At 65.7% G+C, this 10,128-nt stretch carries 11 protein-coding genes and 3 tRNA genes; 13 read left to right on the top strand and 1 reads right to left on the bottom strand.

The genetic code is table 11. The annotated features are described in order from the left end of the window. Window positions 1-278: 278 nt before the first annotated feature. From VRZ77_RS13640 to VRZ77_RS13625, 4 genes are all read left to right on the top strand, one after another. Window positions 279-363, top strand: a tRNA-Tyr gene (locus VRZ77_RS13640). A 128-nt stretch (window positions 364-491) separates the two neighbouring features. After that, window positions 492-565, top strand: a tRNA-Gly gene (locus tag VRZ77_RS13635). A 109-nt stretch (window positions 566-674) separates the two neighbouring features. Continuing rightward, a complete protein-coding gene (tuf, locus tag VRZ77_RS13630) occupies window positions 675-1,865 on the top strand; it encodes an elongation factor Tu (RefSeq protein ID WP_414593173.1) in 1,191 nt (396 codons plus the stop codon). A gap of 773 nt (window positions 1,866-2,638) precedes the next feature. Continuing rightward, complete coding sequence (locus tag VRZ77_RS13625) at window positions 2,639-3,781, top strand: acyltransferase family protein (RefSeq protein ID WP_414593187.1); 1,143 nt, start codon at window positions 2,639-2,641, stop codon at window positions 3,779-3,781. Here VRZ77_RS13625 and VRZ77_RS13620 read toward each other — a convergent pair. Continuing rightward, window positions 3,756-4,601, bottom strand: a complete 846-nt coding sequence (locus VRZ77_RS13620; protein ID WP_414593186.1) for an FkbM family methyltransferase — start codon at window positions 4,599-4,601, stop codon at window positions 3,756-3,758. The two genes, VRZ77_RS13625 and VRZ77_RS13620, sit on opposite strands and share 26 nt — an antisense overlap. Window positions 4,602-4,854: 253 nt before the next feature. Between VRZ77_RS13620 and VRZ77_RS13615 the strand changes: the two genes are divergently transcribed. From VRZ77_RS13615 to rplL, 9 genes are all read left to right on the top strand, one after another. After that, window positions 4,855-4,931 (top strand) — tRNA-Trp (locus VRZ77_RS13615). A 205-nt stretch (window positions 4,932-5,136) separates the two neighbouring features. Beyond that, a complete protein-coding gene (gene secE, locus VRZ77_RS13610) occupies window positions 5,137-5,334 on the top strand; it encodes a preprotein translocase subunit SecE (RefSeq protein WP_241616046.1) in 198 nt (65 codons plus the stop codon). Between the two features lie 13 nt (window positions 5,335-5,347). Continuing rightward, window positions 5,348-5,878: a transcription termination/antitermination protein NusG gene (nusG, locus tag VRZ77_RS13605; RefSeq protein WP_414593185.1), complete on the top strand. Its 531-nt coding sequence runs from the start codon at window positions 5,348-5,350 to the stop codon at window positions 5,876-5,878. A gap of 157 nt (window positions 5,879-6,035) precedes the next feature. Continuing rightward, complete coding sequence (locus VRZ77_RS13600; RefSeq protein ID WP_414593184.1) at window positions 6,036-6,638, top strand: DJ-1/PfpI family protein; 603 nt, start codon at window positions 6,036-6,038, stop codon at window positions 6,636-6,638. Window positions 6,639-6,740: 102 nt separating this feature from the next. Next, the gene (locus VRZ77_RS13595) at window positions 6,741-7,118 is read left to right on the top strand and encodes a ribbon-helix-helix domain-containing protein (RefSeq protein ID WP_414593183.1); all 378 of its coding nucleotides are present in this window, start codon (window positions 6,741-6,743) and stop codon (window positions 7,116-7,118) included. Between the two features lie 223 nt (window positions 7,119-7,341). Then, complete coding sequence (gene rplK, locus VRZ77_RS13590) at window positions 7,342-7,791, top strand: 50S ribosomal protein L11 (protein WP_414593182.1); 450 nt, start codon at window positions 7,342-7,344, stop codon at window positions 7,789-7,791. Between the two features lie 4 nt (window positions 7,792-7,795). Further along, a complete protein-coding gene (rplA, locus tag VRZ77_RS13585; RefSeq protein ID WP_414593181.1) occupies window positions 7,796-8,497 on the top strand; it encodes a 50S ribosomal protein L1 in 702 nt (233 codons plus the stop codon). A 431-nt stretch (window positions 8,498-8,928) separates the two neighbouring features. Then, entirely contained in the window at window positions 8,929-9,447 is a 519-nt protein-coding gene (gene rplJ, locus VRZ77_RS13580; RefSeq protein ID WP_414593180.1) for a 50S ribosomal protein L10, read from the top strand. Between the two features lie 49 nt (window positions 9,448-9,496). Further along, a complete protein-coding gene (gene rplL / locus VRZ77_RS13575; RefSeq protein ID WP_414593179.1) occupies window positions 9,497-9,874 on the top strand; it encodes a 50S ribosomal protein L7/L12 in 378 nt (125 codons plus the stop codon). The last annotated feature ends 254 nt before the right edge of the window (window positions 9,875-10,128 follow it).

The raw sequence follows: 10,128 nt of genomic DNA, 5'->3' as shown, positions 1-10,128 counted from the left end.
CGCTTGGACGGGTGGGGCGGTCGCTCGTTCATAGGCTGGTTCATCTCACGCCGCCGCACGATTGCAAAGGGTGCGCGCATGGGCCCCGGCGGTGCCGTGCGGAAAATTCATCCACATCATGGCGGTGGGCGGGCGCTCGTGCGGGGTTGACACGTCACGGGCACGTCACCATAAAGCGCGCCGCAACGGGAGCGCCGAAGTCATTCGATCGCGCTTCCGGGTCGGGCAGGGCCGGCGCCGAGGATTGACACGGCGGCTGGCTCTTAAGCGACGTGCGAGGGGGAGTGTCCCGAGCGGCAAAGGGGGCGGACTGTAAATCCGCTGGCTATGCCTTCGTAGGTTCGAGTCCTACCTCCCCCACCACGTCCTTCTTCGGCCGGTTCCGGCCGATCGGCGACCGCCTTGCGCGCGACCGCGATCTGTTCCAGAAAGCTCAGGTCCCCGGCGGCGCCGAGACGCTCCGCCTGACGGCTTTCGTGCCGTACCCGGATGCGGGTGTAGCTCAATGGTAGAGCAACAGCCTTCCAAGCTGATGACGAGGGTTCGATTCCCTTCACCCGCTCCAGCCGGCGCGCTCCATCGCCGGCCGGGCGAATCCACCTTGCGGAGCGGCCCGAAACCGCCTATCCACGCCCCGATTTGCGGCCCCCGAAAGTCGCTGAGGGAAGAGAGTTATGGCCAAAGAGAAATTCAACCGTTCGAAGCCTCACTGCAACATTGGCACGATTGGTCACGTTGACCACGGCAAGACGTCGTTGACGGCTGCGATCACGAAGGTTCTGGCGGAAGCCGGCGGCGCGACGTTCACGGCGTACGACCAGATCGACAAGGCGCCGGAAGAGAAGGCGCGCGGCATCACGATCTCGACGGCGCACGTCGAGTACGAGACGCCGAACCGTCACTATGCGCATGTCGACTGCCCCGGCCACGCCGATTATGTGAAGAACATGATCACCGGCGCGGCGCAGATGGACGGCGCGATCCTGGTTGTGTCGGCGGCGGACGGCCCGATGCCGCAGACCCGCGAGCACATCCTGCTCGCCCGTCAGGTCGGCGTGCCGGCTCTGGTGGTGTTCCTGAACAAGTGCGACATGGTCGACGACGAGGAGCTTCTTGAGCTCGTGGAGCTCGAGGTTCGCGAGCTTCTGTCGAAGTACGACTTCCCGGGCGACGATATTCCGATCATTCGCGGCTCGGCGCTTGTCGCGCTTGAGAATGGCGACCCGAAGCTGGGCCATGACGCGGTTCTGGAGCTGATGAAGGCGGTCGACGCCTACATCCCGCAGCCGGAGCGTCCGGTTGACCTGCCGTTCCTGATGCCGATCGAGGACGTGTTCTCGATCTCGGGTCGCGGCACGGTGGTGACGGGCCGCGTCGAGCGCGGGATCATCAAGGTCGGCGAGGAAGTCGAGATCGTGGGCATCCGCCCGACGGTTAAGACGACGGTGACCGGCGTGGAAATGTTCCGCAAGCTGCTCGACCAGGGCCAGGCCGGCGACAATGTCGGCATTCTGGTTCGCGGCACGAAGCGCGAGGACGTGGAGCGCGGCCAGGTGGTGTGCAAGCCGGGTTCGGTGAAGCCGCACACCAAGTTCAAGGCCGAGGCGTACATCCTGACGAAGGAAGAGGGCGGCCGCCACACGCCGTTCTTCACCAACTACCGTCCGCAGTTCTACTTCCGCACGACGGACGTGACGGGCATCGTCACGCTTCCGGAGGGCACGGAAATGGTGATGCCGGGCGACAACATCACGGTTGACGTGGCGCTGATCGTTCCGATCGCGATGGAAGAGAAGCTCCGCTTCGCCATCCGCGAAGGCGGCCGCACGGTTGGAGCGGGAGTGGTGGCGTCGATCATCGAGTGATCGAAGCCACGACGGAAAGCGGCAAACCGCATTCCTTCGCGGCGCCGGCGTCGTCGCCTCCATCATCGAGTGATGGACGGGCCGGCTAAGCCGGCTAGCGACTGATTATGCAGAAGGGAGCGTCCTTGCGACGCTCCCTTTTTGTTTGTGCCTACCGCAGGGTCTGCCAGCCGGGCACTCCCTGACAGCTGCATCCATGGCGTGTATTGTCGGCGCAAATGCACGCGCCTGCGATACTCCTTCGGTATGGCCGGATATGGTCTGCCCTCCTGCTGGCGGCGTCCCTTGGGGCAGCCGACACGGCCTCGGCTGCCTGCCCGGATCGGCCCGCCTGGACGGGCTGCGGCTGTAAGGGCGGGCCAGGCTATCGCGGGCCGGACGGGAAGTGTGTCGGCTTCAAGAATCTGACCAAGGTCTGCGGCTCGCCGCCGGAGACGCGCTGCAGCTTCGAGAACGCGCCGGGGACGGGAGCGAATCGCGACTGTGCGGCGCCCGGCGCGAAGAAGCCGTCACGCACTGCGGGAGGCTCGGGCGTGGAGGCCGAGCCTCTCGGCCCAGGACAATGATGGCGTGCACCATGGTCGCGCCGGCCATTGGTCGTCGGCGCCGATGTCGTGTGGCGGTTCGAGCGGCCGGGGCGCCGGTACGACTGCCGGTGTCGTGGATCCTGACTATCCTGTGGACTGGCCGGCCATGTCCCGGCCGGTCTGGTTTGACGGGACGCGCGTCGTCCGCATGATCCATGCCGGTCGATTCCGGGGGAAGGGCGATATATGGGGGTGCTGCGCCTCTTGCTGGCGGTGGCGGTCGTCTTTGCCCATGCCGGAACGATCGCCGGCCAAGGCTGGATGCCCGGAAATCTGGCCGTCGAAGCGTTCTTCGTGATTTCCGGCTTCTACATGCAGATGGTGCTGGAGGCGAAATACACGCCGGAGCGGCTCGGCCGGGGATTTGTCTGGCGATTCTATGCGGCGCGCTATCTGCGCCTGCTGCCAGTCTATCTACTGGTCGCGGCCGCGAGTTGGAACGCCGCCCTGCTAGTGACCGGCGGCGATCCGCTGGCCACCTGGGATCGGCTTGCCCGACTGCCCGATGCCGGGACCGGCGGATCTCTTCTGCTGGGCTTTCTCGGGGCGACCAACCTGACCATGTTCTTTCAGGACATGGCGATGTTCCTCGGCGTCCACGATGGCCGGGTGGCGTTCTTTACCGATTTTCGCGCGTCGGAGATTCCGGTGTGGCGGGCGCTTGCCGTGCCGCCGGCATGGTCGCTGGGCGTCGAGCTGAGCTTCTACCTCCTTGCGCCGTTTCTGCTGCGGCGATCGACCTTGCTTCTGGCAGGCATCGCACTGTGCGCGATCGGCGCCAAGCTGGCATTTCTCAAGCTGACCGGGCTCGGCGATCCCTGGACCTACCGATTCTTCCCGTTTGAGCTCGGCTGGTTTCTCGCCGGCTCGCTTGCTTATCGCGCGCGGCAGCGGCTGGCCGTCGATCCACGGGGCCGCCTGCGCCCGGTAGTAGTGGCCGGCTTCTATGTGCTGGTCATTGCCGTCGTGGCCGGCTGGCGCGCGTTCGGCCTCTCGGAACATCTGGTGCCGCCGGCGATCGCGCTCCTGCTGCCGACGCTTGCCGCGCTGACCGGGACGACGCGGTGGGACCGCTGGCTCGGTGAGCTGTCCTACCCCGCGTATATCCTGCACTGGCTGGTGATGAGCCAGCTGATGATCTCGCTGGGTTGGCAGCCTCATGAAGGATGGAGGCTGCCAGTGGCGACGCTCACGCTGACGCTTGCCGGCTCCGTCCTGCTGCTGGCGGCGGAGACGCGCTGGATCGAGCCGTTCCGCCAGCGCTTCTCGGCCGCACCGCGGCGGGGCGTCGCCGGTGCGTGCCTCAGCGGGCGAGGTGCACCGAACTGACGAAGGCCACCAGTTCGCCCGGGGTCATATTATTGATGGTGTTGCGCGTCAGCGGCCGGAAGCCGTCGAACACCGGCGGCTTTTCCGGGCTGGAGGCGAAGATGAAGCCGTCATAGGAGGTGGTCTCATGATCGTCGCTGGCTACCTCGATGCGGTAGCCGCGCGCGTCAAGCTCGGCCCGGACCTCCTGATGCACAGGCTGGCCATGCGTCGAGACGAAAAGGTAATCGACGCGCCGGGCATCGAGCGCGGCGCGTGCGCCCTTCAGCATCTGTGCTTCGTAACCCTGGATGTCGGAGTGCAGGATGTCGATGCGGTCGAGGCCCTGCGCGTCGAGGAACGGGTCGACGTCGAAATGCCCGCTGCCGACGAAAGCCTGGATGAACTCGCCCTCATAACCGTTGGTGGCGAAATTATACTGTCCCGCGGCAAGGTTTTCCGATTCGGGCTCGACCATGATGACCCGGGCCGCCGGATGCAGTCGCTTCAGCCACATCGAATAATGTGCCCAGTAAGCTCCGAGCTCAATCATGATCGGCGCCTCGGGCAACCGGGGCATAAGCTCCTGAAAAACGAACTCCTCGAGCGGCTCGTGTACGCCGCGATTGAAGATCAGGATGTCCGAGAACGCGCTGTAATAGGAATGCGGCCCCCGGACCGCGACGCGGTTGCCATTGTGCAGGCATACATGGCCATCCTCGACCGTGCCGGCTGCCGGTTCGCGGCGGATCAGCAGGTTCAGCGGGTCGGACACGATCTCACGGAACCGGCCGACGAAATCGCCGCTGGCGGCCTTGGGAATGTCTTTGAAGGGCGGCATGCGAGGTTCCTGCAGGAGGCGCGGGGCCAATGCGGCCGCCGAAGGGGCCGGGCCGGATGGATGAGCGTGCGCAGAGTGTGGCAAGGCATCCACAGATTCAAGACGAGCCGGGTGCTGTCCCGCGGTGAACGTGGCGCGGGCCCCTCTTTACAGACCGCGTGCGGCTGACTAGACACTCGTCCGCGATGCTTCGGCTTCAGGCGGGCGCCACGGGACACGTCCCACAGCGCGCGTGCCGACCGTGCCGACATCTAGGAGTGTAGCTCAACTGGTTAGAGCACCGGTCTCCAAAACCGGGGGTTGGGGGTTCGAGTCCCTCCACTCCTGCCATTCCAACCGGCGAATGGCGGGCAGGGCCCATAAATCGTCCTTTGACGCGAGGCGGCTTTGCGGGCTATACGCCCGCATCGTGCGTTCGGGGAAACCCGGGCGTCTGGACGGCAAGGTGCGGGCCTGATCCCGTACTACGGCATTTGCGTGACGGACGGCGCCGACGGCGCGGCCCTCCCGCATTCAGAGGCGTTTCGAGACGAGCATGGCTAAGACGAACCCGGTCGAGTTCTTTCAGCAGGTCCGCGCGGAAGCCCGCAAGGTGTCCTGGCCGACCCGTCGCGAGACGCTGATCACCACGGCGATGGTGTTCGTCATGGTGGTGTTGGCCTCGCTGTTCTTCCTGGTCGCCGACCAGATCCTGAGCTTCGCCGTGGCGCAGCTCCTCCAGATCGGCCGCTGAGGGGGACCAATCGATGCCGATGCGCTGGTACATCGTCCACGCCTATTCCAACTTCGAGAAGAAGGTCGCCGACTCCATCAAGGAGCAGGCCGCGCAGCGCGGGCTTACCGACCTGTTCGAGCAGGTGCTGGTGCCGACCGAGAAGGTCGTCGAGGTGCGCCGGGGCCGCAAGGTCGACGCCGAGCGCAAGTTCTTCCCCGGCTATGTGCTGGTGAAGATGGACCTCACCGACGAGGCCTTCCACCTCATCAAGAACACGCCGAAGGTCACCGGCTTCCTCGGCGCCGACAACAAGCCGATGCCGATCGCCGAGAAGGAGGCCATGCGCATCCTTCAGCAGGTGCAGGAAGGCATCGAGCGGCCCAAGCCGTCCGTCACCTTCGAGATCGGCGAGACCGTCAAGGTGTCCGACGGCCCGTTCGCCTCGTTCAACGGCATCGTCGAGGAAGTGGACGACTCGCGCTCGCGCCTCAAGGTCGCGGTGTCGATCTTCGGCCGCGCTACCCCGGTCGAGCTGGAATTCGGGCAGGTCGAGAAGGTCTGATCCTCTCTTCCCATCGCACTTTTGGAAAGGCGCGGCTTCGGCGGCGCCTTTTTTCGTTGTCGGGCGCGTTAGCGGGATAACACCCCGCACGCCGGCGCCGGCCCTATCCTGCCTTTCGATCCGCCCGGAACAGGGCGGCCACCGGGAGGAGACAGACATGACGGGCAAGCGCATCCTGATGATCGTCGGCGACTTCGCCGAGGACTACGAGACCATGGTGCCGTTCCAGACCCTGCTGGCGGTCGGTCACACCGTGCACGCCGCATGCCCCGGCAAGAAGGCGGGCGATTCGGTGGCGACCGCGATCCATGATTTCGAGGGCCAGCAGACCTATTCCGAGAAGCGCGGACACAATTTCGCGCTGAACGCGACCTTCGCCGACATCGACGCCGCCCGCTACGACGCCCTCGTCATTCCCGGCGGTCGGGCGCCGGAATATCTGCGGCTCGACGCCACGGTGATCGCCGCTGTGCGCCACTTCTTCGACGCCGGCAAGCCGGTGGCCGCCGTGTGCCACGGCGCGCAGGTGCTGGCGGCGGCGAAGGTGCTGGAGGGCAGGACCTGCTCGGCCTATCCGGCCTGCCGTCCGGAAGTGGAACTGGCGGGCGGCACCTATGCCGACATCGCCATCGATGCGGCCGTGACCGACGGCAATCTCGTGACCGCGCCGGCCTGGCCCGCGCATCCGGCCTGGCTGTCGCAGTTCCTTGCCGTGCTCGGCACATCGATCAGCCACGGCGCCTCCGCCAAGGCGGCCTGACGGGCTTCGCCTCGCGCGCCATCGGCGCTATCATGGTGTGACAACGCCGGTGCCGGAGCGGCCCATGAGGATGCTCCGGCAATGGCTTCGAGGACGCGCAACATGTGCAAGCTCTTCATCGAGGCCGATTCCCGTCTCTGGCAGACGCGGCTGAAATCGGTGCGTCTTAACGGCTATTCCACCAGCGTGCGGCTGGAGAACCTGTACTGGCAGGTGCTGGAGGAAATCGCCGGCCGCGACGGGATGAGCCTGCCGCAGCTTCTCGCGCGGCTGCATGAGGAACTCCTGTTCGCCCATGGCGGGGTAGAGAACTTCGCCTCGTTCCTGCGCGTGTGCTGCGGGCGATACCTCGCGCTCCAGCTGGAAGGCGACGTGCCGCGCGACCTCGGCACGCCGATCCGCGATCTCGACGCCGACGCGATCCTCGCGCGCGAGGCGCAGCGCAATGGCGGCAAGCGCAGCCTGTCGACCGCGGCGTGAGCGCTCCTTCGCGCTTTCCTTTTTGCCGAACCTGGTGTATGGCCACGCCCGCATCACCCTTGTGACGCATAGGTGACGCCCCATCCGCGGGAGGCATGCCCGGTTCGCCAGCCGGGATCAACCATGCCGCACCGCGACCCCTTACACGCGCCGGCCGTGGATTTTCCATGCCGGCGTGCTTGGCGTTTGCGGCCGGCAGCCGCACGCGCCCAAGGAGCCTTTCATGGCGAAGAAGATTACCGGCTACGTGAAACTGCAGGTGCCTGCCGGCTCGGCGAACCCCGCCCCGCCGATCGGTCCCGCGCTCGGCCAGCGCGGCCTGAACATCATGGAGTTCTGCAAGGCGTTCAACGCGCAGACCGCCCAGATGGAAAAGGGCATGCCGATCCCGGTGCTGATCACCGCGTATCAGGACCGTTCCTTCACCTTCGAGCTCAAGACCCCGCCCGTTTCCTACTTCCTGAAGAAGGCGGCCGGCCTCGAGACCAAGAAGAAGCCCGGCTCGGGCTCGAAGACCCCCGGCAAGGGCGGCTTCGTCGGCAAGATCTCCCAGGCGCAGATGCGCGAGATCGCCGAGAAGAAGATGAAGGATCTGAACTGCGATACCGTCGAATCGGCGGTGCGCATGATCGAAGGCTCCGCCCGTTCGATGGGCCTCGAGGTGGTGGGTTGAGCTGATGGCTAAGATTGCAAAGCGTGTTCGCGACACCCGCGAAGGTATTGACCGCACCAAGCTCTACGGCCTCGACGAGGCGATCGGGCTGGTGAAGGAGCGGGCCACCGCCAAGTTCGACGAGACCATCGAGGTCGCGATCAACCTCGGCGTCGATCCCCGCCACGCCGACCAGATGGTCCGTGGCGTGTGCAACCTGCCGAACGGCTCGGGCCGCACCGTGCGCGTCGCCGTGTTCGCGCGCGGCGCCAAGGCCGACGAGGCCAAGGCCGCCGGTGCCGACATCGTGGGCGCCGAGGACCTGCTCGAAATCGTCCAGGGCGGCACGATCGACTTCGATCGCTGCATCGCGACCCCGGACCTGATGCCGCTGGTCGGCCGTCTCGGCAAGGTGCTCGGCCCGCGCGGCCTGATGCCGAACCCGAAGGTCGGCACCGTGACCATGGACGTCAAGGGCGCCGTGGAAGCCGCCAAGGGCGGCGCGGTCGAGTTCCGCGTCGAGAAGGCCGGCATCATCCATGGCGGCATCGGCAAGGCCTCGTTCCCGGCCGACAAGCTGGCCGAGAACATTCGCGCCTTCGTTGACGCGGTGGTCAAGGCCAAGCCGACCGGTGCCAAGGGTACCTATGTCCAGCGCATCGCCGTTTCCTCGACGATGGGCCCGGGCGTGAAGGTCGAGCCGGGCACGGTCGTCTCGGCGGCGTGATCGCGCAGAGGTGGATTTGTCAAGCCCATGGTGATATCAGGGGCTGACAAATCCCAGACGACCCACTATATGGGCAGTTTCGCGGCCGGCGATGAGTCGGCCGCGTACTGATTTCGATTCCAGGCTTTTGCCCGTTAATTCGGGTGAAGAGGCCGGTAGGGCTCGCCCTGCCGGCTTAATCCTGTCCGAGACTGCCGGCGCCAAACCCTTGCGGGTGCGGCTTAATCCCACTTCGGGGCCAGCATAGACGGGGGACGACCGAGAGATGAGGCACGGCTTGCCGCGCCTTGGATTTCGGCTCGAACCAGCGCCTTGGCCGGTTTTCGGTCCCAGGGGACAGGATACTAACCGTCGTTTTCCTTCCCGGGAAAACGGCAAGGCGCAAACCCGGCGGGGTGGATTTCCCACCTTGCCACCGGAGAGCAAGTGAAGTGGATCGAGCACAAAAAGAAGAGCTCGTCACGTCGCTGTCCGAAGTGTTCCAGAACACTTCGGTCGTCGTCGTGGCCCACTATGCCGGCCTCACCGTCGCCCAGCTGCAGACCCTGCGTCGGCAGATGAAGGCGAGTGGTGCGACCGTCAAAGTGGCGAAGAACCGCCTCGCGAAGATCGCTCTCGAAGGCTCGGACGTCGCTCATGTCGGCGCCCTCCTGAAGGGTCCGACCCTGATCGCCTATTCCAGCGATCCTGTTGCGGCCCCGAAGGCTGCCGTCGACTTCGCCAAGACGAACGATAAGTTCGTCATTCTCGGCGGAGCGTTCGGCAAGACTGCCCTGAACGTGGATGGTGTGAAGGCTCTGGCCACCATGCCGTCCCTTGATGAACTGCGTGCGAAGCTGGTCGGCCTTATCCAGGCCCCGGCGACCAAGATCGCCCAGCTCAGCACCGCGCCGGCTGCCAAGCTCGCCCGCGTGTTCGGGGCTTATGCCAGAGAGAACGAAGCCGCGTGAGGCTTCCCGGTTGATACTGGTTCGAACCTAAATCCAAGGACTGTATAAAATGGCTGATCTGTCGAAGCTCGTTGACGAGCTGTCCTCCCTGACCGTCCTCGAGGCTGCCGAGCTCGCGAAGCTCCTCGAAGAGAAGTGGGGCGTTTCCGCTGCGGCCGCCGTGGCCGTGGCTGCTGCCCCGGCTGGCGGCGCTGCCGCTCCGGCTGCTGAAGAGCAGACCGAGTTCACCGTTGTCCTGGCCGCGGCCGGCGACAAGAAGATCGAAGTGATTAAGGAAGTGCGCGCCATCACCGGCCTGGGCCTCAAGGAAGCCAAGGACCTGGTCGAAGGCGCTCCGAAGCCCGTCAAGGAAGGCGTGGCCAAGGACGAAGCCGAGAAGCTCAAGGCCCAGCTGGAGAAGGCTGGCGCCAAGGTCGAGCTCAAGTGATCTCTTGAGGTCATCGGGAGCCGCCGGTCCGCCGGCGGCTCCTTTTCGCCGTTGGTGTCAGGTCGGCGGCATCGGGAAGGCCTCGACGGCTTCCCCGGCCATCCCAGGCGGACAGGTTCCGCGGGGTGGCCCGGCGAGTCGTCGGGCGCGGACGGGTCGGAAAATCGGCGCATTGGCGTCGTATCGCTTTCCGGACGTTCCGCGACACGCGTTCCAGGACTTAGGGGCGGGATGACCCGCCGCGGGACCTGGAG

Source organism: Ancylobacter sp. G4_0304 (assembly GCF_047501495.1).
GTDB lineage: Bacteria > Pseudomonadota > Alphaproteobacteria > Rhizobiales > Xanthobacteraceae > Ancylobacter.
The sequence above is the reverse complement of the archived record's forward strand: the minus strand, read 5'-3'. Positions and strand labels throughout refer to the sequence as shown.